Here is a 22,483-nt window from a genome sequence, read left to right as displayed (position 1 = left end):
CGACGGGTCATGGCATCCACGATCACCGCACCCGACCTCGATGCGGGCCACCTTCCCGGTTCCCGCGGCTACAACCGCGTCGTCATCGCGCTCTTCGCCGCGGGCCTCGCGACGTTCGAGCTGCTCTACAGCACCCAGGCGATCCTCCCGGAGCTCGCGACCCGCTTCGACGTCACCTCGACCGACACCACCCTCACGCTGTCGCTGACCACGGCGTCCCTCGCCGTCGCGCTCCTGGTGGCCGGTCCGCTGTCCGACGTGGTCGGCCGCACCCGGCTGATCCACCTGTCGATGGCGCTCTCGGTGCTCTGCGCGGTCGGCTGCGCGCTCGCCCCGACCTGGCCCGTCCTGCTCGTGCTGCGATGCCTGATGGGGGTGTCGCTGGCCGGCCTCCCCGCCGTCGCGACGGCCTACCTGCGCGAGGAGCTGCACCCCTCGACGCAGGCCCGGGCGGCCGGGCTCTACATCGGGGGTACGGCGCTGGGCGGCATGGCCGGTCGGCTCGTCACGGGCTTCACCGCCGAGCTCGCGGGCTGGCGCTGGTCGCTGGCCTCCGCCGCGCTGCTGGCGCTGGCGTGCGCGGTCGTCGTGCGCCGTACGCTGCCCGACTCCCAGCACTTCACCCCTGCCCCGACCGGGGTCCGCACGATGCTGGCCATGGCCCGGCGCGCGGTGTCCGACCGCACCCTGGTCGGCCTCTACGTGATCGGCGGCTGCTCGGTGGGCGCGATGGTGGCGATGCTCAACGTCGTCGGCTTCCGCCTCGAGGCGCCGCCGTTCGGCCTCGGGCTCGGCGCGGCCAGCCTGGTGTTCCTCGTCTACCCGCTCGGCACGGTGAGCGCCGCGTCGTTCGGCCGGCTCGCGGACCGGCTCGGCCGCCGGGCCGTGCTGCCGGTCGGCGCCGGCGTGGCGGTCGCCGGTGCCCTGCTGACCTTCTCGGAGTGGTTGCCGTTGGTGATCGCCGGCCTGGGCCTGCTGGTGATCGGGTTCTTCGCCGTGCACGGCGTCGCCAGTGGGTGGGTGCCCGCCCGCGCGCACGCCGGCGGGGTCAGCGCGGGCCAGGCGGCCTCGCTCTACACGTTCACCTACTACGTCGGCAGCTCGGTCTTCGGCAGCCTCGGCGCGACCGCGTGGGCCGGCGCCGGCTGGCCGGGAGTGGTCGGGGTGAGCGCGACGCTGATGTGCGTCACCGGCGCCGTGGCGCTGCGGCTGCGCACCACGCGATCGCTGCTCGCCTGACGCGAGCCGCCCGGCTCGGGCTCAGGCCACGCGCAGGCGGGCGATGCTCCGCGCGAGGCGGCGCAGGGGGGTGTCGCGCTGGAGGACCAGGCGGTCGCCGTTGCTGTCGAGGCCGAAGTGCGCGAGCAGGTCGTGACGGCCCTCGCGCTCGGCCATCAGCATGATCGCGTCGCGGTCGTAGTCGGCGGCGAGCTCGAGGGCGAGGTTCACGTCCCCGGCGTCGGCGGCGGCGGTGACCGCGCCGGCGTAGTGGGCGTGGAGGGCGTCGAGCTCGTCGATCAGTCGGGTCTGGGTGCTCATGGCATCCAGTCTGCGCGCTGGATTGGATCGTTCCAAGTCATCGGCGCTGTGATCCTGTGCACCTTCGGGCGCGTCACCCCGTGGGGCCGTCCCGGGTCCACCGCGGCAGCGGCAGACCGTCGGGCACGTCGTCGGCCGAGTCGGGGTGCGACGACATCACGGCGACCATCGCCGTCCACCACTCGAGCAACGGTCGGCGTACGTCGCCGGGCAGACCCACGTCGTCCATCGCCGCCACGAAGCAGTCGACCGCGCGCCGGTCCATGTCGTCGTGCTCGCCGTTGCCGGAGTGCAGGCGCAGCACGTGGCTGTGGGTCGCGCCCAGGCCGTCGGTGTAAGCCGCAGGACCGCCGAGCGCCTCGACCCAGTAGGCCGCCAGCCGCTCGGTGTGCTGCGGGTGCTGGCCGGGATGGGAGAACGCATGGCTCACCACCGGGTCCGCCAGGCACCGCTCGTGCCACGCATGGGCCAGCGCGACCAGGCCGTCGCTCCCACCCGCCGCTGTGAACAACGTCTCGTCCATGGAGCCCACGGTAAGGGTGTCGGTCGTCCACGCCTACGCTCGATCGAGTGCGTACCCCTGCCCCCAGCCGACCCCGTGGCCGAACCGCCGGCGCGGGCGTGCGCACCGGGGTGGCGTTCGTCGCCGTCGTCCTCGTCGCGGTCAACCTGCGACCCGGGGCGTCCTCGGTGGGTCCCGTGCTCGAGGAGGTCACCACCGGCCTCGGCACCGGCTCCGGCGTCGCCGGCGTCCTGACCGGGCTCCCCGGCCTCTGCTTCGGACTGGTGGGTGCGATCGCGGTGACGATCGCCCGCCGGGTCGGCACGACCACGGGCATCGCCGCGGGCATCACGCTGGCCGCGACCGCGCTCCTCCTGCGCGGGCTCACCGACACCAGCTGGCTCTTCCTCGTCCTGTCCACGCTCGCGCTCGCCGGCATGGCCGTCGGCAACGTGCTCGTGCCGGCGTGGATCAAGGCGCACGCGTCCTCCGACACCGTCCTGCTTCCCACCGTCTACGGCACCAGCCTGATCGTCGGCGGCACGATCGGCTCGGCCCTGACGGCGCCGGTCGAGGCGCAGGTGGGCTGGAGCCGCGCGCTGGCGATGTGGGGCCTCGTCGCCCTCCTCGCCGTGCCCGTCTGGGCATGGCTGGCGCTGCGCGAGCGCTCGCCCTCCCCGGGCGGCACCGCCTCCGCGGTGGCGACGCCGGGCGGCCGGATCTTCCACTCCCCGACCGCGGTCGCGATGGCCACGCTGTTCGGGGTGCAGTCGATGCACGCCTACGTGCAGTTCGGCTGGCTGCCGCAGATCTACCGCGACGCCGGCCTCTCGGCGTCGAGCGCGGGCGCGATGCAGGCGATGCTGACCGCCTTCGGCATCGTGGGTGCCCTGCTGATGCCGACCGTGATCGCCCGCTCCCGCACGCTCGCCCCGTGGATGATCGCCTTCGGCGCGGCCCTGCTGCTGGGCTACGCCGGCCTGCTGGTCGACCCCGCCACGCTGCCGTGGCTGTGGGCGCTGCTCCTCGGGTTCTCCGGCTTCGCCTTCCCGGCGACCATCGCGATGCTCACCGCCCGCACGCGCGACCACCGGGTGACGGCGCGGCTCTCGGGCTTCGTGCAGCCCGCGGGCTACCTGTTCGCCGCGGTCGGCCCGGTCGTGGTCGGGCTGATCCACTCCGCGACCGGCAGCTGGACCGTCCCGCTGGTGCTGCTCGCGGCGACGGTCGTCCCCTTCACGTGGGCCGGGCTGCGGGTGTCGCGACCGGTGTACGTCGACGACGAGCTCGCCTCGTAGCGGACCCGCCGCGACGGGATCCTGAGCCGCTACCGCGCGCCCGTGAACCCGTGCTGTCGCCAGGCCTCGTAGGTCACGACCGCAGCGGAGTTGGACAGGTTGAGCGAGCGGCGTCCCTCGACCATCGGGATCCGGAGTCGCTCGGTGATCCGGGCGTGGCCCAGCGCCGCCTCGGCGAGGCCCGTCGGCTCGGGACCGAAGAGGAACACGTCGCCGGGCTCGAACTCGACGTCGGTGAACCAGCGGCTCGCGTGTGCGGTGAACGCGAAGACCCGGGAGGCGGCGAGCTCGGTGGCGGCGAGTGCGGTGTCGAGGTCCGGGTGCACCACCACCGACGCGAGGTCGTGGTAGTCCAGTCCGGCGCGCCTGAGCTGCGGCTCGGAGAGGTCGAACCCGAGGGGTTCGACGAGGTGCAGCGTGGCGCCGGTCCCGGCCACCATCCGGATCGCGTTGCCCGTGTTGGGCGGGATCCGGGGCTCGAGGAACATCACGTGGAACACGGGCCCAGTATCGCCTCGGCCGCGTGGGCGATGGGACTGCACGGGGCTCAGGGGCGCAGGGCAGTCAGCGTGAAGTCGGCGAACCGGCGCCAGGTGGCAGGGTCGTGGTTGTCCAGGTCGATCAGCGACCGGGCGAAGCCGGCGAGGAGCACCTGCACGTCGAAGAGCTCGACGTCCGCGCGCAGGCTCCCCTGTCGCCGGCCCTGCTCCAGGACGTGCTCGAACTGGCTCGTCGTCTCCTCGTTCTCCTCGAATCCGCCCTCCACGCGCATCAGCACCTCGACCATCAGCCGGTCCTCGGCCAGCCGCTGGACGATGGCGTGCAGCAGCGAGCGCAGCGCTGCGGCGGCGTCCTCGTCGGCCCGGGTCGCAGCGTCGGCCACGAGACCCTCGAGCCAGTCGACGTGCGTGCGCGCCAGCGCCGTCACGAGGTCGGCCTTGGTGGGATAGCTGCGGTAGACCGTTGCCTTCCCGACGCCCGCGCGCGCCGCCACCTGCGGGATCGTGGCGTCCAGGCCGAGCTCGGTGAAGACCTCGACCGCCGCCGCCAGCACCCGCTCGTGGTTGCGTCGCGCATCGGCCCGGCGACCCGCCCACTCCTCCTCGGGCGCGGCTCCCTGCTCGTCCTGCCGGTCCTCCAACGCCATGCGCCCTCTCCTGTCTCGCGCGGACCGTCGTGACAGCCCTCACGCACATCCTAACTGGACCGTCGAGTCCGGTTGTGCGTATGCTCTTGGAACAAGTGGACCGCGAGGTCCGTTTCAACGTTCTCCTGGAGGTCCTGATGGCGTGGCACCTGTTCCGACTCGGACGCTGGTCGTTCGTGCACCGACGGCTGGTCGCCGGCGCCTGGGCGATCCTCTTCGTCGTGCTCGGGGCCGGCGCCGCGACGCTCGCCGGTCAGACCAACGACAACTTCGAGCTGTCGGGCATCGAGTCGACGGAGGCCTTCGACCTGATCCAGGAGCGCAGCCCGCAGGCCGCACCGGACGGCGCCAGCGCGCGCGTCGTGTTCGAGGCGCCCGAGGGACAGTCGCTGAGCGACCCGGACAACAAGAAGGTCGTCGACCGCGCGATCGCCGACCTCACCACCGACGGGGTGCTGTCGGTGGCCGACCCGTTCACCGCCGGGACGATCTCCGAGGACGGGCGCGTCGGCTACGCCTCGGTGAGCTACTCCAGCACCGTGGTGGACCTCCCCCAGTCCGACAAGGACGCGCTCGAGGACGCGGCGCAGGCGGCGGAGGACGCCGGGCTCACCGTCGCCGTCGGCGGGGACGCGCTGGCTGGGGAGACGGCGCTACCGATCGCCGAGCTGATCGGCATCGCGGTGGCGTTCGTCGTGCTCGCCCTCACCTTCGGCTCGCTGGTCGCCGCCGGCATGCCGCTCCTCACAGCCGTCGTCGGCGTCGGCATCGGCGTCGTCTCGATCACCCTGCTGACCGGCTTCGTCGAGCTGAGCTCCGTCACGCCCGCGCTCGGCACGATGCTCGGACTCGCGGTCGGGATCGACTACGCGCTGTTCATCATGTCGCGCTACCAGCACGAGGTGCGCCAGGGCCGCACGCTCGAGGAGGCGGCCGGGCGCGCGGTCGGCACCGCCGGCTCCGCGGTCGTCTTCGCCGGCCTCACCGTCATCATCGCGCTCGCCGGCCTGAGCGTGACCGGCATCGGCTTCCTCACCCAGATGGGCCTCGGCGGTGCGTTCACGGTCGCCATCTCGGTCCTCATCGCCCTGACCCTCCTCCCCGCGCTGCTCGGCTTCGCCGGACGCCGGGTCACCACGGGTCGCCTGTCGTTCCTCAAGGACCGCGACCCCGAGGGCGGCTCCGAACGCACCAACGGCCGCCGCTGGGTCGAGACGACCAGCCGCTTCCGCTGGCCGGCGCTGGTCGCCGGGATCGCCCTGGCCGCCATCGCCTCGATCCCGGTCGCGTCGATGCAGCTCGCGCTGCCCGACGACGCCAGCAAGCCCGCCGGCTCGGACGCGCGGGTGGCCTACGACCTGATCGCCGACAACTTCGGCGCCGGCGCCAACGGTCCGCTCATCGTGGTCGTCGACACCCAGGGCGCCGACGAACCGGCCGCCGCCGTCGACGCCGCGACCACGCGGCTCCAGGAGATGGCCGCGCAGGACGGGTCCGACATCGCCGCCGTCGTACCCGCCCTGACCAGTGACGCGCCGGAGGCGCAGGAGGCCTTCGCCCAGCAGCTCGAGGCCCTCCAGCTCGCGACGATCACGGTCGTCCCGGGCTCCGGCCCCTCCGACCAGTCGACCAAGGAGCTGGTGGCAGACATCCGCGACGCAATGGCCGACCTGCCCGGCGAGACCGGCGCCCGCGCCCTCGTCAGCGGGCAGACGGCGGTCGGCGTCGACATCGCCAACGAGCTGACCGACGCGTTCCCGGTCTACCTCGTCGTGGTGGTCGGCATGGCCGTCTTCCTGCTCATCGCCGTCTTCCGCTCGATCTGGGTGCCGGTCAAGGCCGCGCTCGGCTTCCTGCTCTCGGTCGGGGTGTCGCTCGGCGCGACGGTCGCGGTGTTCCAGTGGGGGTGGCTCAGCAGCCTCCTCGGCCTCGACACGACCTCGCCGGTCATCTTCATCCTGCCGATCCTGCTCACCGGCATCCTGTTCGGGCTCGCGATGGACTACGAGGTCTTCCTCGTGACCCGGATGCGGGAGGCCTACGTCCACGGCACTCCGGCTCGGCAGGCGGTGATCGACGGGTTCGCGCACAGCGCGCGCGTCGTGGTCGCCGCTGCCGTGATCATGATGGGCGTCTTCGCCGGCTTCGCCCTCACCGACGACGTCATCCTCAAGACCATCGGCTTCGCCCTCGCCGTCGGCGTCCTCGCCGACGCCTTCCTGGTCCGGATGATGATCGTGCCCGCCTTCATGGCGATCGTCGGGGACCGGATCTGGTGGATGCCGAGGTGGCTCGAGCGGTTCGTGCCCAACCTCGACATCGAGGGCGAGCGCCTCGCCTCACGTCTCGAGGCGGACGGCGCGACCACCGCCTGAGGGTCAGCCGCGGGACAGGGCGGCCATGACGACGCGGGGGGCCGGGTTGGTGTGCGGCTCCCCGTCGATGACGACGGTCGGCACGGTCTCGTTGCCGTCGTTGACGCTGCGGACGTACGCCGCCGCGTCGGCGTCGGCCCAGATGTCGACCCACACCGCCTCGCCACCGCGCTTGCCGAGCACGAGCCGCAGCCGCTTGGTGAACGGGCAGCCCTTGCGCCAGTAGATGACCACCCGACCGGCCTGCGCCGCGCGCGCACCCTCGGCGGCGGAGACGGAGACGGGGCGGTGTCCGAACACGTCCCCAGTATGGCCCCGTGACGGTCTTGCCGAGTCGGTGGCCGAGTGGGAATCTCGTGGGGTGCGCGTGCTGTGTGCGACCACGGCCAACGACGGCCACTTCGGGCCGCTGATGCCGTTCGCGCGAGCCCTGCGGGACGCGGGCCACGACGTGCGGGTGGCTGCGCCCGCGTCGTACGGCGCTGCGGTGGCCCGGGCCGGGTTCGCGCACGAGCCCTTCGCCGACGCGCCACCGGAGCTGATCGGTCCCGTCATGGGCAGCCTGCCGAGCCTGGAGTTCGAGGAGGCCGACGAGGTCGTCATCCGTGAGGTGTTCGCCCGGATCGACGCCCAGGCCGCGCTGCCAGGGCTGCTGGAGGTCGTCGAGCGCTGGCAGCCGGACCTGGTGCTCCGCGAGACCGCCGAGCTGGGCTCGCTCGCGGCGGCCGAGAGGGGCGGGGTGCCGCACGCCCAGGTGTGCATCGGGATGCACGAGGTCCTGCCCCGCTTCGCCGAGTCGATCGGTGAGCCGCTCGCCGAGCTCGGCCACCTGGCCGGACTGGACGAGGACCGGCTGGGCCCGGCGATGGACGGCGAGACCGTCCTGAGCCTGGTGCCCGAGGTCCTCGACCGGGCGTCCGGCACCGAGCAGGGAGGCGCCGGCTTCCTGCGCTTCCACGAGCCGACGACGGTCGCCGATGCGCCCCACGTGCCTGTCTGGGGCGACCCGGAGGTACCGCTGGTCTACGTCACCTTCGGCTCGGTCACCGGCTCGCTGCCTCCGTTCGCCGGCGTCTTCCGGGCCGCGCTGGACGCGCTGGCCGACACCGAGGCACGCGTGCTGATGACGGTCGGGAGGAAGGTCGACCCAGCAACGCTCGGCGCCCTACCACCCAACGCGCGGGTGGAGCAGTGGTGGCCCCAGGACGCGGCGCTCGGCGAGGCCGCCGCGATGCTCGGGCACGGTGGTTTCGGTACGACGATGGGCGCCCTGGCCGCCGGCGTGCCGCAGGTCGTCGTGCCCCTGTTCACCTTTGACCAGATCGTCAACGGCGAGCACGTGCAGGCGGTCGGTGCGGGGCTGACGGTCGAGCGAGGCCCTGCCTCGGTGGAGCCCGCAGCAGCACAGGTGCGCCGACTGCTCGCCGAACTGGAGTTCGCCGTGTGCGCCCGGCAGGTCGCTGCGGCCATGGCCGACCTGCCGCGCCCCGCCGACGCGGTGCCCGTCCTGACGGGTCTGGCCGGCTGACGTCGCTCCTGCGTCGGCGGTTCGTGCTGTGATCACTCCATGACGTCACGACTGACCGAGATCTCGCTCGACTGCCACGACCCCGACCGGCTGGCGGACTTCTGGACCCAGGCCCTCGGCTGGGTGGTGCTGCACCGCGAGCCCGGCCTCGTGGAGATCGGCCCGGATGGCCGCGACGACCGGGAGCTGCTCGACGCCGTGCGCGCGGGCCCGGTGCCGCCGACGATGTTCCTGGCCGCCGTCGAGGAGGGCAAGGTCGTCAAGAACCGCATGCACCTCGACCTCTCCCCCGTCGACTGCTCCCGCGACGAGGAGGTCGAGCGGCTGCTCGCCCTCGGCGCCACCCGGGCGGACGTCGGCCAGAGCGGCGAGGAGTCCTGGGTCGTGCTCGCCGACCCGGAGGGCCACGAGCTCTGCGTGCTGCGCAGCCTCGCGCCGGGTCACTTCTCGGTCTGACCGCGAGCCGCTGCTCAGCCGCGTCCGGGGCGTGCGCCTGCCTGCAGTCGAAGTCCGGCGAGCAGGAGGTCGAGGCCGGCGCGGAACTGCTCGGTGTCGTCGTGACCGGCGAACTCGTCGGCGATGTGGTGCACGAACGGGAACTCTGCCGGGTCGAGGGCGCGCCACTGGTCGGCGAAACGCTCGATGTACTCGTCGCGCGCGACCGAGCCGTCGACGACCTCCTCCGGCGGCTTCTGGCCGAGGTCGGCGGCGATGCCGACGACGAAGCCCATCACGGCCGAGACGGCGTGGAACGACTGCCGGGGAGTCAGGTCGAGGCGCAGCACCTGCTGGCCGAGCCGCTCGTAGAGGGCCAGAGCGTTGGGCTGCACCTCGGTGTCGCGCATGAAGTAGGCACCGAGCCAGGGTCGGTCGGTGATCGCATCGAAGAGGGTCACCGCGATCGCACGGAGGTCGTCGATCGGGTCCTCGGATCCGTGGAAGCCGGCCGTGTCGGTGATCACCTGGGCGATGACGTGGTCGCTGGCGCGGTCGAGGAGCTCGTCCTTGCTCGCGACGTACCAGTAGATGCTGGCCGCTCCTCCGCCGAGCCGCGCGGCGAGCGCACGGAAGGTCAGCGCGGAGTCGCCGGCCTCGTCGAGGAGCGCGACCGCCTCGGAGATGACGGCCTCCATCGAGTGCGCAGCGCGCCGCCGGTTCGCGCCAGCTCCGCCGCCTCCGCGCCGCTCGGGGCGAGCGCGCTTGTCAACCATGTGACCCATCCCATCACCTCACGATCGTGCATGGTGTTGCACACCCATCGAACAGTGTTCTATCTTTCGAACGTTGTACGAGAATCGTACAACGTTCGATGATCGATCGACCCGCACCGAGGAGGTGCCTCCCATGACTGCTCTCACCGTCCAGCCCGCGCCGGCCCGTACCTACCCGTCCCTCCGGGCGGCGTGGATCCCGCTTCTCGCCCTCTGCCTGGCCTTCTTCGTCGAGATGGTCGACAACACGCTCCTCACGATCGCGCTGCCGGCCATCGGCCGCGACCTCGGCAGCGGCACCACGGCCCTCCAGTGGGTCACCGGCGCCTACTCCCTCACCTTCGGCGGCCTGCTGCTCACCGCCGGCTCGATGGCCGACCGCATCGGCCGTCGGCGCGTGCTGCTCTGGGGCCTGAGCGCCTTCGGCCTGATCAGCCTCGCGGTCGTGCTCGTCCAGACCGCCGGCGAGCTGATCGCCCTCCGTGCTGCCCTGGGGCTCGCAGCCGCCGCGATGGCCCCCATCACGAACTCCCTGGTCTTCCGGCTCTTCGACGACCAGGCCCTGCGGATGCGCGCGATGACCGTGATGATCATCGTCGGGATGAGCGGCTTCATCCTCGGCCCCGTGCTCGGCGGCTCCGTGCTGACCCACCTCCGCTGGGAGTGGCTGCTCGTCGTCAACGCGCCCATCGCCCTCATCGCCTGGATCGGCGTGCGGGTCGGCGTCGCGGCCGACCGCCCCGAGGACCTGACGATCGACCGCCTCGACCTCCCCGGCGCCGCGTTCTCCATCACCGCCATCGGGCTCGCCTGCTACACGCTCACCAGCGGCATCGAGCACGGCTGGGTCTCACTGGTCACCCTCGGATCGGCCGTCGGAGCGCTGGTCGCGCTGGTGGCCTTCGTCCGGCACGAGCGCCGTACGCCCGAGCCGATGCTCGACCTGAGGCTCTTCTCCGACGGCACCGTCCGCGGTGCTGCGATCGCCCAGGTCGGCACCTCGATCGCGATGGCCGGCGTGATGTTCGGCCTGATCCTGCACTACCAGTACGCCTACGGCTGGAGCCCGATGAAGGCCGGGCTCGCGAACCTCCCCCTGATCGTCACGATGATCCTCGCGACCCCGATCTCCGAGGGCCTCGGCAGGCGCTTCGGGCACCGCATCGCGTGCCTCGTCGGCGCGGGGCTGCTCGCCGGTTCGCTGGCCGGCCTCTCGTGGGCCGTGGACCACGGGTACGCCGCCATCGCGGCCTGCGTCGTCGTGATGACCGTCGGTCTTCGCACCGTCATGACGATCTGCGCCGTCGCCCTCGTCGACGCCATGCCAGCCAACCGCACCTCGATCGGCACCGCCCTGAACGACACCGCCCAGGAGGTCGGCACCAGCATCGGCACCGCCGTCGTCGGCACGCTGATCGCCGCGCTGGTCACCTCGACGCTCCCCGACGGCGTGTGGAGCACCAGCCTGGTCGCGTCGTTCTTCCACGGCGAGCGGGTGACGTACGCCGCGCTCGCGGTGGTCGTGGCGGTGATCGCCGGTTGGGGCGCCCTCACCCTGACCGACTCGCGGTCGGTCGAGGAGGCGCGCTGAGCGGCCGGCCGCGCCTCGTCAGACGTTGAAGCGGAACTAAACTCGCGGTTCTCGTCGTCCGTCGTCGATGGTCGACAACCGCCTCTGACCTGGACAAACTCTCAGTTGACGACTGCGAGCACCGATCGTCAGTTGGGGTTGATTTCGGTCCTGGTGAGGGCAAGCTGAGGGCAGAGACGCGGCTTCAGGTCTGCGACGACCTTGGCTCGAGGATCGCGAGTGCGGCCTATCCAGAGTGGATTTGCGTCACCTAGCGCTGGGTACCACCGTCGGCAGGTCGATGTCTGGCACGCGCTCGACAAGCATCTGGCTTACGCGGCCGTCGAGATCGGCAATGATGGCGTGAGCGGTGTCCTCGTTCCTCGAACCCAGTTCGCAACGCTGAGCTCGCGAAGGTCCTGCCGGCCAAGGCCGCGTCGCTGCGTGACGGTCGCTAAATCCGGTCCGCAAGCACCTGCGCGCTGTGCCCCCCGTCCACAGTCGCCAGGTCCAGTAGCACGTCCAGGCGAAGCGCACGCCCGAAAGCGTGAGCTGCGCCCGCTTGCGAGAGCAATGCGTGCAGTCCGCGAGCTAGTCTCTGATGGATGACCCAGGAACCCCTGTTGTCACCGTTCCCTCAGGTGGGGACCAAGGAGGTTCACTCGTATGACCGGCGAGCAAACCACCGGCCCAGGTCCAGCGACGGACAGGCGCAGAATCGGCGTCTGGGAAAACGAGGGCGGACATCTCGCGCTGGGTGTTCTGGCCGCGACCGAGGCACCGGCACCCACGGACGCCACCGCACGGTGGATGCGGGCCGTCCCGCTCTCAGACCTCCCCGAAGAGGAAGCAATCCATCTCGAGCTCTCCGGCGTCCCCATCTGCCTAGCCCGCAGCGACGGGGTCGTGCACGCGCTGCTCGATGAATGCAGTCATGGTCAAGTCGCGCTCTCCGACGGAGAGGTCACCGGCGGTGTAGTCGAGTGCTGGCTCCACGGCTCATGTTTCGACCTCGTCACCGGCGTGCCGACCGGGCCACCCGCAATGGTCCCTGTGCCCGTCTATCCCATTCGGGTCGTCGCAGACATCGTCGAGGTCGCCATATAGCGGCTCAACCAGCTTGGAGGTTTCTCCGGGTGTACGCGAGTGCTGTGCGCGAGATATGACGTCGGCGTCCGAGCAAAACCCCGACCTGCGCCGCTTGAGGCAAACGAGACCGAGTAAAGCGCCTTCGGGATTGACCACCGCCAGTCGGCGTAGTCCACGCTCGACCAGCAGTCGTTGGACGGTTCCAGCTCCCGTGGCCGGTGCCACGGTCCGACTGGCGAGCTTCGACCACGGTAGCGCTGGTCCGGCACCGGACTCCGCACCCGGCAGGTCGCCGCGCACGAGGGTGCCGACGAGCGTCGTGCCCTCCGTCAGCAGCACCATGTGCACATGGTCGTTGGCCAGGGCCGCGCGCGTCTGCTCGACCGACGCATGGGCAGGTAGCGTCTTGGGGTGCCGAAGCATGACATCACCGATGACCGTTCCTAGACCGAAGGCGGTCCCATCCGGAGTGGGCGGGTCATCGTCGTCAGCGACGAGGCAGGACGCCTCCTGGTCCAGGACGTTCACTGGGAGGCTCGGTAGCCGGAAGCTGGGCAATCCAGCTTGACGACCGAGTTCAGAACCTTGATCTTCGACACGTGACTTCGCTCCGTTCTTGAGGTTGTGGTGGTGACTGGGCTCTTCGCGTCAGCTCCGCATGGCTACCGTCAGGAGGACCACCGAGTCCTCGACTGCCTCAAGGGCGTGCCGGGAGTCGGGGATAGTCATGAGGTCACCGCGAGATCCGTTCCACCTGTTGTCGCCTGCGACCAGCGTGACGCGGCCATGCAGGACTTGGAGGGTCGCTTCGCCCGGGCTCTCGTGTTCGTCGAGGTTCGAGCCGGCCCGCAGCGCGATCAGGGTCTGGCGGAGGGTGCGCTCGTGCCCGCCGTAGATCGTGTGGGCGCTGCGACCGCTCGACGCGGTGGCCGCTGTCTCGAGGTGATGGCGGACCAGGGCCGTCAGTGATTCCTTCTGCATGGCTTCTCCTGTTTGTGAGGCGGAACGGCGAGTCCTGAGCTGCGTCAGGCGGGCGATGTCGTCGACTGGTCGAGCAGGAAGCTCGGCGACGCGGTGTGGGCCTGGTCGACGATCGCCCAGCCCGTCGCCCCCAGCGTGACGACTGAGACCGGGAAGATCCCGAGGTCCTCGCGCTCGACATGGATCTCGAGGTCATCGAGCAGATGGGTCACCCGCGCGGCGAAGTCCGACGAGTCGGGGTCGAGGGCCGTGACCGCTGCGGCAAGGTCTCGGTGCTCGCCCTCCAGCGCGTCGACCTCGTCGAGGAACTCTCCCGACGTGCGCAACGCCGTGAAGATGCCGGCCTCCTCCCGCTGCACGTGCCGCTCGAGGTGGGCGATGAGCCCGCTGAGCAGCGCCATCGCCGCCGCGTGATCGCCGGTGCCCAGCGCCTGCCGGACGAAGTGGGCCTGGCCAATGAGGGCCATGTGCTCGTCCATCAGCTCGGCGATCGGCGGGACGCCGCGGCATCCGCAGTACTCGCACACGTCAGCCGACCCGGTCCCAGCCGCGGCGGGGGCGGTGGCTGCCGAGCTGGGTGTCGTCGCGCTTGCGGTAGACGATGTAGGGGCGCGTCAGGTAGCCCAGCGGAGCGCTGAAGACGTGCACGAGGCGCGTGAAGGGCCACAGCGCGAAGAGCCCGAAGGCGACCAGCGCGTGCAGCTGGAAGCCCAGGGGCGCGTCGGCCATCAGCGAGGCATCGGGTTGGAAGGCCAGGAACGAGCGGAACCAGACCGAGACGCCCTCGCGGTAGTTGTACTCCCCGCCGAGGGTGAGGATCGAGCCGGCGACGGTGTTCCACATGCCCAGCACGATCGCGACGATCAGGAAGGCATACATCACCTTGTCCATGACGGTCGTCGCGGAGAAGACCGGCCCGACGGTGCGACGCCGATAGACCAGGATGGCCAGGCCGACCACCGTTGCGATTCCGGCCAGCAGGCCGCCCCCGACCGCAGCCACGTGGTAGGCGTGCTCGCTGATCCCCACCGCGTCGGTCCACGACTGCGGGATCAACAGCCCGAAGACGTGCCCTCCCACGACGCCGAGCATCCCGAAGTGGAACAGCGGGCTGCCGATGCGCAGCAGCCGGTTCTCGTAGAGCTGGGACGAGCGGGTGGTCCAGCCGAACTTGTCGTAGCGATAGCGCCACAGGTGCCCGACGACGAACGTGGTCAGGCAGATGTAGGGAAAGACGACGAAGAGGAAGTCGTTCATGAACGGACTCCTGGGAACGACGGCATGGGCAGGAGGGTCTTCTCGGTCGCCGAACCGGGGCTGAACTGCGGCGCGGCGAAGGGCGCCAGTCCCACTTCCTCCTCGGGTGGTCCTTCGGCTGCCAGGCGCCGCACGGCGTCGCGCTCCTCACCGCGCAATGGCGGCAGGGTCGCGGTGACGGCGTCGATCAGGCTCGCCCAGGGCGAGTGCATGTCGCGGAGCGAGAGCCGCAGCAGCTCGAGCCCGGCGCGGTGGTCGAGCATCAGGTCGCGGCCGAGGTCGCGGTCGATCGTGGCCGCGAACTCGAGCACGACGCACAGGTGATCGGGCAGCTCCGCGTCGTCCAGCTCGAACCCCGCGCGGAGGTAGGTCTGCTTGAAGCGCAGCAGCGCCATCCCCCGCTTGCGGGTGTCGCCGTGGGCGAAGTAGGTCAGGAAGAGGTTGCAGCGCCGCCGGTTGTCGAACGTCTCGACGTAGTCGGCCTGCAGCTCCGGCAGCGGCGTCGACTCCAGGTGGTCCAGGAAGGTGCGGATCGAGTCGCCGACCGCGACCGGCAGTCTGGTGGCGGCTGACCGAACCAGATCGGCTCGGCCGAGGACCTGCTCGTCGGGGTAGTCGAGGAGCAACGAGACCGACTGCCACACGATGGTCAGCTGTTCGGGAGCCAGCGCCGACTTCCCACGCGGGCCGCTCACGAGTCGGATCCCTTCGGCGGGAACATGCCGGGCGGCGAGCCCTTGCCGTCCCAGTTGAGCAGGTTCACCCGACCTTCCTTGTTCTCCGGCCCGGCCAGCGAGTCGGAGGTCTGCCGGTCCTGCAGCATCTGGAAGTTCTCGACCGCGATCGGTGTCGGTACGCCCGACCCCTCGCCGAAGAGGTCCTGCTGGCCACCGCCGTACTCGGAGACGGAGCACTCCGTGGACAGTTCTTCCAGGGAGTGCGCCTGCTCGGCGTGTGTGGGCGGGATGACGTAGCGGTCCTCGTACTTCGCGATCGCGAGGAGGCGGTACATGTCGTACATCTCCTCCTCGGTCATCCCGACTGCGGCCGGGATCGAGGCGTCCGGGTCGCGCCCCATGTTGATGTCGCGCATGTAGCAGCGCATCGCGGCCAGCTTTTTGAGCACTGCGTCCACCGGCTCGACCTCGCCTGCCGTGAAGAGCTCGGCGAGGTACTCGACCGGGATCCGCAGGGCGTCGATGGCGGCGAAGAGGTTGCCCTTGTCCTCGGCGTCCTCCCCGGTCTCCTGCACCACGTCGACGACCGGCGAGAGCGGCGGGATGTACCAGACCATCGGCATGGTGCGGTATTCCGGGTGCAGCGGGAGCGCCACCTTGTAGGTGTTGATCAGCGCGTAGATCGGTGAGCGCTGCGCGGCGTCGATCCAGTCGCGGGCGATGCCGGCCTTCTCGGCCTCACGCATCACGTCGGGGTCGAAGGGGTCGAGGAAGACGTCTCGTTGGGCCTCGTAGAGCCCGTGGTCGTCCTCGGTGGAGGCGGCCTCGAGCACCTTGTCGGCGTCGTACAGCATCAGGCCGATGTAGCGCAGTCGCCCGACGCAGGTCTCGGCGCAGACGGTGGGCAGGCCGACCTCGATGCGCGGGAAGCAGAACGTGCACTTCTCGGCCTTGCCGGTGCGGTGGTTGAAGTAGATCTTCTTGTAGGGGCACCCCGAGACGCACTTGCGCCAGCCGCGGCACTTGTCCTGGTCGACCAGGACGATGCCGTCCTCCTCGCGCTTGTAGATCGCGCCACTGGGGCACGAGGCCGCGCACGACGGATTGAGGCAGTGCTCGCAGATCCGGGGCAGGTAGAACATGAAGGTCTGCTCGAACTCGAACTTCACCTTCTCGGCGATCTTCGCCAGCATCGGGTCGCGGTGCGCGGTCTCCGTGGAGCCGCCGAGGTCGTCGTCCCAGTTGGCCGACCACTCGATCTTCATGTTCTTGCCGCTGATCAGCGACTTCGGACGGGCGACGGGGGTGTGCTCCTGGGCCGGTGCGTCGGTGAGCGTGGAGTAGTCGTAGGTCCACGGCTCGTAGTACTCGCCGATCGAGGGCAGCTTGGGGTTGGAGAAGATCGTTGCCAGGTTCTTCAGCCGTCCCCCACCCTTGAGCTTCAGGCGTCCGCGCTTGTTGACCTCCCAGCCGCCCTTCCACTTCTCCTGGTCCTCGTACGTCCGCGGGTAGCCGAGGCCGGGCCGGGTCTCGACGTTGTTGAACCAGATGTACTCCGTGCCCGACCTGTTGGTCCATGCCTGCTTGCACGTGACCGAGCAGGTATGGCACCCGATGCATTTGTCGAGGTTCATCACCATTGCCATCTGCGCCATGACCTTCATCAGTAGGTCACGTCCTGGCTTCTCTTGCGGATGATGGTGACCTCGTCACGTTGGTTGCCGGTAGGGCCGAGATAGTTGAAGGCGAACGTCAGCTGGGCGTACCCGCCGATGAGGTGGGAGGGCTTGACCAGCAGGCGTGTCAGCGAGTTGTGGATGCCGCCGCGCTTTCCCGATGTCTCTGCGAGCGGGACGTCGATGAGCCGGTCCTGGGCGTGGTACATGTACACCGTTCCTTCCGGCATCCGGTGCGAGACGATCGCCCGGGCCACGACGACACCGTTGCGGTTGACCGCCTCGATCCAGTCGTTGTCCTTGATGCCGACCTTGACGGCGTCGCGGTCGCTCATCCAGATGTTCTGGCCGCCGCGCGACAGCGAGAGCATGAACAGGTTGTCCTGGTATTCGGAGTGGATGGACCACTTGTTGTGCGGAGTCAGGTAGCGCACGGTCAACCCCTCGACCTGCCCGTTCGAGCCGTCGGAGACGTTGCCAAGGACGGGCTCTGCGAACAGGGCAGCCATGTTGAGCGGTGGCCGGTAGACCGGTAGGCCCTCGCCCAGCTCGGTCATCCAGTCGTGGTCGAGGTAGAAGTGCATCCGCCCGGTCAGCGTGTGCCAGGGCTTCTTGCGCTCCACGTTGATGGTGAACGGCGAGTAGCGCCGACCACCGGTCTCGGAGCCCGACCACTCGGGTGAGGTGATCACCGGCACGGGCGGGCCCTGCGTGTCCGCGAAGGTGATCTGCTTGCCCTCGTGCTCCTCGGCGAGGTCGGCGAGCCGCACACCGGTCCGCTTCTCGAGGGTCTTGAAGCCCTGGGTGGCTAGGTGCCCGTTGGTGGTACCGGACATCGCCAGGATCGCCTCGCAGACGTTGACGTCCTTCTTCAGTGACGGCCTGCCGTCGGCGACACCACCGCGGACGGCGCCGTTCTTCGCTCGTAGGTAGTCGACCTGCTTGCTCAGCTCGAAGGTGACGCCCTTGGTGGTCGCGCCGAGGGTGTCGACGAGCGGCCCGAGCGCGTTCATCTTGTCGGCGACCGCGCCGTAGTCGCGCTCGACCTCGACCAGCTTGGGCATCGTGACGCCCGGGATCGGCTCGCACTCGCCCTTCTTCCAGTCGCGGACGACGCCGTGCGGGTTGGCCATCGCGTCGGGGGTGTCGTGTGTGAGGGGTACGGCGACGACGTCCTTGCGCACGCCCAGGTGAGTGGCAGCGAGCTCGCTGAACTTCTCGGCGATCGTCTGCCACGCGTCCCAGTCGGTGCGGGTCTGCCACGGCGGCGCGATCGCCGGGTTGAAGGAGTGCACGAACGGGTGCATGTCGGTGGTGTTGAGGTCGTGCTTCTCGTACCAGGTCGCCGCCGGCAGGACGACGTCGGAGAAGATCGTGGTGCTGGTCTGCCGGAAGTCGATCGTCATCAGCAGGTCGAGCTTCCCTTCGGGCGCCTCGTCTCGCCACGTCACGTCGACCGGACGCTGGTGCTCCGGCGTCTCGGTCGCCCGCACCGACGAGTCGGTGCCGAGCAGGTGCTTGAGGAAGTACTCATTGCCCTTGCCCGACGAGCCGAGCAGGTTGGCCCGCCAGATCGACAGGATGCGCGGGTAGTTCTGCGGCGCGTCCGGGTCCTCCCCGGCGAAGTCGAGCTCGCCGGACTTGAGCTGCTCGACGACGTACTCACCGACGGGCTTGCCCGCTGCGGCGGCGTCGTCGCTGAGGTCGAGCGGGTTGCGGTCGAAGGTCGGGTAGGACGGCATCCAGCCCATCCGTGCGCTCTGCGCGATCACGTCGGCGGTGGACTTGCCGGCCAGCTGGCCGCTGCCGGTGGTGGCGGACAGGGTGTCGGCGCCGAACTGGTCGTAGCGGAACTGGTTGGTGTGGAGGTACCAGTAGGCGGTCTGGATCATGTTGCGCGGCGGCCGGTTCCAGTCGAGCGCGTTCGCAATCTGCGTGTAGCCCGTGATCGGGCGGACCTTCTCCTGGCCGACGTAGTGCGCCCAGCCGCCGCCGTTGACGCCCTGGCAGCCGGTGAGGTTGGTCAGGGTGAGGAAGGCGCGGTAGATCGTGTCGGAGTGGAACCAGTGGTTGGTGCCGGCTCCCATCACGATCATCGAGCGGCCCTTGGACTCCTCTGCGTTGGCGGCGAACTCCCGGCCGACCCGCGCCGCGGTCGAGGCCGGGACGCCGGTGATGCCTTCCTGCCACGCAGGTGTGTACGGCGACTCCGCATCGTCATAGCCAGTGGCCCACTCGCCGGGCAGTCCGTCGCGGCCGACGCCGTACTGCGCGAGCAGCAGGTCGAAAACCGTGGTGACGAGGTGGCCGTCGATACGGCGGACGGGCACCCCACGCGGGAGGTCGGCAGCCGCGCCGTCTGGGGTGTCGAAGCGTGGGAAGCGGACGAGCACGGTCTCCTCCGCACCGTCGAGCAGGGAAAGCTGCGGGTCGACGTCGCCGAGCTCGAGGTTCCACTTCCCGATCCCGGCGTCGCCGTACCGGTGACCGAGCGAGCCGTTGGGCACGACGGGCTCCCCGGTGCCGGCGTCGATGAGGACGGTCTTGAAGGCGGCGTTCTCCTCGGCCTCGTCGGTGGACGCGAGGTCGGAGGCGGTGAGGAACTTGCCGGCCGTGAACTCGCCGTCGGCAGCGTCGTCGAGCTTCACCAGGTAGGGCAGGTCGGTGTAGGCCTTCACGTACTGCGTGAAGTAGGGCGTGTCCCGGTCGACGAAGAACTCCTTGAGCACGACGTGACCCATCGCCATCGCCAGCGCGGCGTCGGTGCCGGGCCGGGCGGGGAGCCACTCGTCGGCGAACTTCACGTTGTCGGCGTAGTCGGGCGCGACGGCGATCACCTTCTGGCCGCGGTAGCGGGCCTCGGTCATCCAGTGCGCATCGGGCGTGCGGGTCACCGGCAGGTTGGAGCCCCACATGATCAGATAGCCCGCGTTCCACCAGTCACCCGACTCGGGGACGTCGGTCTGGTCGCCGAACACCTGCGGGGAAGCGACCGGCAGATCGGCGTACCAGTCGTAGAAGCTCAGCATCGAGCCGCCGATGAGGTTCACGAAGCGCGCACCCGACGCGTGCGAGACCATCGACATCGCCGGGATCGGCGAGAAGCCGGCGACCCTGTCAGGGCCGTACTTCTTGATCGTGTGCACGTGGGCAGCCGCGACGATCTCGCTTGCCTCCTCCCAGGTGGCGCGGACCAGGCCGCCCTTGCCGCGGGCGGACTTGTAGGCCTTCGCGCGCTGCGGGTTCTCGACGATGTGCTCCCAGGCGCGGACGGAGTCACCGTCGTGCTGGGCCTTTGCCTCGCGGAACATCTGGAGCAGGACGCCGCGGACATAGGGGTAACGGACCCGGGTCGGCGAGTAGGTGTACCAGGAGAACGCAGCGCCGCGGGGGCAGCCACGGGGCTCGTACTCCGGGGAGTCCGGGCCGACCGAGGGGTAGTCGGTCTGCTGGGTCTCCCAGGTGATGATCCCGTCCTTGACGTACACCTTCCACGAGCACGAGCCGGTGCAGTTGACGCCGTGCGTGGAGCGGACGACCTTGTCGTGGCTCCATCGGTCGCGGTAGAAGTCGTCGGCCTCGCGGCCACCCACTTTCGACAAGGTTCGGAGGTCATCCGAGATCGTGCCCTTGGTGAAGAACCGCCGGCTGCGCACGAGTGCGTCCGCGAGGGGGCCGTCCATGCCGATGTCCTTCTCGTTCGTGCTGCTCAATGCATGTCCTGTCCTTGGGCGGTGCGTCGGACGATGGTCAGGGTGAGCGCGAGCGTGAGGGCGGCGGTGATCGAGAGCATCCACAGACCGATCGCGTAGGACTCGGTGCGGCCGTAGACGAAACCCATGATCAGCGGCGGCAGGAAGCCGCCCAGGCCACCTGCGGCGCCGACGAGTCCGGTCACGCCGCCGACCCGGCTGGGGTCGGTGACCTTGGCGATGAGGGCGAACGTCGCGCCGCTACCGGCCCCGAGAGCCGCCGCCATGGCCAGGAACGCAACGGTGCCGACACCGTCGAGCGGAGGGGTGCCCGCCGAGATTGCGGCGCCGACGATCACCACGGCATACGACGTGGCCAGGACGGCGATTGCCCCGAACTTGTCGGAGAGCCAACCACCGACCGGGCGCATGATCACTGCGACCAGCACGAAGCCGGCCATCCGGTTCGCCGCGTCGGCAGCCGTCAGACCGTGAGCGGTCTTGAGGTACGCCGGCAGGTAGACCGAGAACGCGACATAGCCACCGAACGCGACGGCGTACAGGATGCAGGCCTGCCAGGTGATCGGCAGCCGGGCGTTCGCGTTGAGCCGGCTCGCAAGACTGGTCGTGGGCACCACTCGACCTGGTGCGTCGCGAAGCAGGAGCCAGGCGACGGCGGCGTACACCGCGAGCACGACTGCGGTGATGAGGAACGGTGCCTTCTCGCCCTGGTTGGTGAAGAGCTTGACGGTGGTGAGGGCGCTGATCGCCGTACCCCCCATGCCGGCACCGAAGACACCGATGGCCAGGCCACGGCGTTCCGGCGGGAACCAGGCATTGACGAACGGGACGCCGACCGCGAACACGGTGCCGCCGACCCCGAGGAAGAACCCGCCGACGAGCAGCAGGGCGTATGAGTCGAGGGCGACGAACGCGATGAACAGGACCGGCAGGATCGTCACGGCGGAGATGACCGGGAACATGATCCGGCCGCCGTAGCGGTCGGTCAGGGCGCCGACGACGATGCGACCGAGAGAGCCGACGAGCACCGGCACAGCCACCAGGAGCGCGACGTCCGACTCACTCAGCGAGCCGAGCGCACCCGAGTCGCGGAACATCGGGCCGAGCGGGCTGATCAGGGCCCAGGCCCAGAAGTTGACCGCGAAGCCGAGCGTGGCCAGGGCGAGCATCAGCACAGGTGAGCTGCGCTCGTTGGGACCCGGCGTTCGTGCCTCAGACATCAGGCCGCCTTGCATCGTCGTGCGTGGGTTGCCGGGGTCCTGGGCAACGTGAGGACTTGACTCTCCCACATCGGAATGGTCGCGAACGCGGGGAGGACCCGGATTCTCAGTTGGCACTTGCGATGCCCCGGCCGTTCCCGGGATCGAAGATGACGATGTTCACATTTTCGATGTTGTGCACGCAGGCGATCATTCTCGATCGACAGTTGTGCAGGCAGTGCCGAAAGTCCCGACAACGATGGTCCTCATGCCTTGTCTGGAGCGCTCAGAGCACTTTGCGGGCCCGCTGCCTCGAGTCGCCCTTTGCCACACGAAGTGCACTGTGGACATGTGCGCAGTGCTCGGACCATCCGCACAAGCCGACGACCGAGAGCGCGCAGGCCTCTTAACCAGCGGTTCCTTCGCGGCTGGACCCTCGTAAGCTCACGCACGCCAGTTCGGCCTTCGGGCCGCGCGCCCCTAGCACTGCCATTTCAGGCCTCGACGGCGCTCGATTGCTTTCGCGGCCTCGATTCTTAACCGTAGTGCGACAGACCTGCTCCAGTGAGCTCCGGGACTGCTGAAGGTTTGGTTGTCGCCTGACCTGTGGCGATGTGAGTCGCCGCTGGAAGGATGTCGACCATGCCTGCTCCCCATCCCAAGGAGTTCCGCGACGATGTCGTTGCGGTCGCTCGGCGCGGTGACGCACCGATTGCTCAGA

Annotated in this window: 21 protein-coding genes; 7 read left to right on the top strand and 14 right to left on the bottom strand. The window is 69.8% G+C overall.

What is annotated here, in order from left to right:
* Positions 1–9: 9 nt before the first annotated feature.
* Positions 10–1,239 (top strand): MFS transporter, encoded by a 1,230-nt coding sequence (locus tag C7S10_RS18650; RefSeq protein ID WP_108345970.1) that lies wholly within the window; start codon positions 10–12, stop codon positions 1,237–1,239.
* Positions 1,240–1,260: 21 nt separating this feature from the next.
* On the opposite strand, the gene C7S10_RS18645 is transcribed toward C7S10_RS18650, so the two are convergent.
* Positions 1,261–1,539 carry a hypothetical protein gene (locus tag C7S10_RS18645; protein ID WP_108345969.1) on the bottom strand — a complete coding sequence of 93 codons (279 nt, stop codon included), beginning with the start codon at positions 1,537–1,539 and terminating at the stop codon, positions 1,261–1,263.
* A 73-nt stretch (positions 1,540–1,612) separates the two neighbouring features.
* Positions 1,613–2,062 (bottom strand): globin domain-containing protein, encoded by a 450-nt coding sequence (locus tag C7S10_RS18640; RefSeq protein ID WP_108345968.1) that lies wholly within the window; start codon positions 2,060–2,062, stop codon positions 1,613–1,615.
* A gap of 47 nt (positions 2,063–2,109) precedes the next feature.
* On the opposite strand from C7S10_RS18640, the gene C7S10_RS18635 reads away from it, so the two are divergent.
* Complete coding sequence (locus C7S10_RS18635; RefSeq protein ID WP_108345967.1) at positions 2,110–3,339, top strand: MFS transporter; 1,230 nt, start codon at positions 2,110–2,112, stop codon at positions 3,337–3,339.
* Between the two features lie 29 nt (positions 3,340–3,368).
* Here the strand turns inward: C7S10_RS18635 and C7S10_RS18630 are convergent, their stop codons facing one another.
* Together C7S10_RS18630 and C7S10_RS18625 are read right to left on the bottom strand one after the other, a co-directional pair.
* Positions 3,369–3,839 carry a tRNA (cytidine(34)-2'-O)-methyltransferase gene (locus C7S10_RS18630; RefSeq protein ID WP_108345966.1) on the bottom strand — a complete coding sequence of 157 codons (471 nt, stop codon included), beginning with the start codon at positions 3,837–3,839 and terminating at the stop codon, positions 3,369–3,371.
* A gap of 47 nt (positions 3,840–3,886) precedes the next feature.
* Entirely contained in the window at positions 3,887–4,486 is a 600-nt protein-coding gene (locus C7S10_RS18625) for a TetR/AcrR family transcriptional regulator (RefSeq protein WP_108345965.1), read from the bottom strand.
* A gap of 95 nt (positions 4,487–4,581) precedes the next feature.
* Between C7S10_RS18625 and C7S10_RS18620 the strand changes: the two genes are divergently transcribed.
* Positions 4,582–6,861, top strand: coding sequence for an MMPL family transporter (locus tag C7S10_RS18620; RefSeq protein WP_243395469.1), 2,280 nt, complete (start codon positions 4,582–4,584; stop codon positions 6,859–6,861).
* A 3-nt stretch (positions 6,862–6,864) separates the two neighbouring features.
* On the opposite strand, the gene C7S10_RS22620 is transcribed toward C7S10_RS18620, so the two are convergent.
* Positions 6,865–7,161, bottom strand: coding sequence for a glutaredoxin domain-containing protein (locus tag C7S10_RS22620; protein ID WP_207769472.1), 297 nt, complete (start codon positions 7,159–7,161; stop codon positions 6,865–6,867).
* A gap of 61 nt (positions 7,162–7,222) precedes the next feature.
* On the opposite strand from C7S10_RS22620, the gene C7S10_RS18610 reads away from it, so the two are divergent.
* Both C7S10_RS18610 and C7S10_RS18605 read left to right on the top strand, forming a co-directional pair.
* Positions 7,223–8,389, top strand: a complete 1,167-nt coding sequence (locus tag C7S10_RS18610; RefSeq protein WP_207769471.1) for a glycosyltransferase — start codon at positions 7,223–7,225, stop codon at positions 8,387–8,389.
* A 39-nt stretch (positions 8,390–8,428) separates the two neighbouring features.
* The gene (locus C7S10_RS18605) at positions 8,429–8,845 is read left to right on the top strand and encodes a VOC family protein (protein ID WP_108345962.1); all 417 of its coding nucleotides are present in this window, start codon (positions 8,429–8,431) and stop codon (positions 8,843–8,845) included.
* Positions 8,846–8,859: 14 nt separating this feature from the next.
* Here the strand turns inward: C7S10_RS18605 and C7S10_RS18600 are convergent, their stop codons facing one another.
* Positions 8,860–9,600: a TetR/AcrR family transcriptional regulator gene (locus C7S10_RS18600; RefSeq protein WP_108345961.1), complete on the bottom strand. Its 741-nt coding sequence runs from the start codon at positions 9,598–9,600 to the stop codon at positions 8,860–8,862.
* A gap of 133 nt (positions 9,601–9,733) precedes the next feature.
* On the opposite strand from C7S10_RS18600, the gene C7S10_RS18595 reads away from it, so the two are divergent.
* Entirely contained in the window at positions 9,734–11,191 is a 1,458-nt protein-coding gene (locus C7S10_RS18595) for an MFS transporter (RefSeq protein WP_108345960.1), read from the top strand.
* 645 nt (positions 11,192–11,836) lie between these two features.
* Positions 11,837–12,277: a non-heme iron oxygenase ferredoxin subunit gene (locus C7S10_RS18590; protein WP_243395468.1), complete on the top strand. Its 441-nt coding sequence runs from the start codon at positions 11,837–11,839 to the stop codon at positions 12,275–12,277.
* Here the strand turns inward: C7S10_RS18590 and C7S10_RS23185 are convergent.
* The 8 genes from C7S10_RS23185 to C7S10_RS18555 all read right to left on the bottom strand — a co-directional run bounded on the left by C7S10_RS23185 (position 12,170) and on the right by C7S10_RS18555 (position 21,783).
* The gene (locus C7S10_RS23185; protein ID WP_423802725.1) at positions 12,170–12,682 is read right to left on the bottom strand and encodes a CBS domain-containing protein; all 513 of its coding nucleotides are present in this window, start codon (positions 12,680–12,682) and stop codon (positions 12,170–12,172) included. The two genes, C7S10_RS18590 and C7S10_RS23185, sit on opposite strands and share 108 nt — an antisense overlap.
* Before the next feature lie 225 nt (positions 12,683–12,907).
* A complete protein-coding gene (locus C7S10_RS18585; protein WP_108345958.1) occupies positions 12,908–13,240 on the bottom strand; it encodes a cupin domain-containing protein in 333 nt (110 codons plus the stop codon).
* Positions 13,241–13,284: 44 nt separating this feature from the next.
* Positions 13,285–13,767, bottom strand: coding sequence for a hemerythrin domain-containing protein (locus C7S10_RS18580; protein WP_108345957.1), 483 nt, complete (start codon positions 13,765–13,767; stop codon positions 13,285–13,287).
* A 1-nt stretch (position 13,768) separates the two neighbouring features.
* A complete protein-coding gene (narI, locus tag C7S10_RS18575) occupies positions 13,769–14,497 on the bottom strand; it encodes a respiratory nitrate reductase subunit gamma (RefSeq protein WP_108345956.1) in 729 nt (242 codons plus the stop codon).
* Positions 14,494–15,192, bottom strand: a complete 699-nt coding sequence (narJ, locus tag C7S10_RS18570; protein WP_207769469.1) for a nitrate reductase molybdenum cofactor assembly chaperone — start codon at positions 15,190–15,192, stop codon at positions 14,494–14,496. The genes narI and narJ overlap by 4 nt, the downstream gene beginning before the upstream one ends.
* Complete coding sequence (gene narH, locus C7S10_RS18565; protein ID WP_108345955.1) at positions 15,189–16,838, bottom strand: nitrate reductase subunit beta; 1,650 nt, start codon at positions 16,836–16,838, stop codon at positions 15,189–15,191. Before narH ends, narJ begins: the two co-directional genes overlap by 4 nt.
* The gene (locus C7S10_RS18560; protein WP_108346109.1) at positions 16,838–20,533 is read right to left on the bottom strand and encodes a nitrate reductase subunit alpha; all 3,696 of its coding nucleotides are present in this window, start codon (positions 20,531–20,533) and stop codon (positions 16,838–16,840) included. The genes narH and C7S10_RS18560 overlap by 1 nt, the downstream gene beginning before the upstream one ends.
* A gap of 26 nt (positions 20,534–20,559) precedes the next feature.
* Entirely contained in the window at positions 20,560–21,783 is a 1,224-nt protein-coding gene (locus tag C7S10_RS18555) for an MFS transporter (protein ID WP_207769468.1), read from the bottom strand.
* Positions 21,784–22,483: the final 700 nt, after the last annotated feature.

The organism is Nocardioides currus (assembly GCF_003057875.1).
In the GTDB taxonomy this organism is placed as follows: domain Bacteria; phylum Actinomycetota; class Actinomycetes; order Propionibacteriales; family Nocardioidaceae; genus Nocardioides; species Nocardioides currus.
The sequence above is the reverse complement of the archived record's forward strand: the minus strand, read 5'-3'. Positions and strand labels throughout refer to the sequence as shown.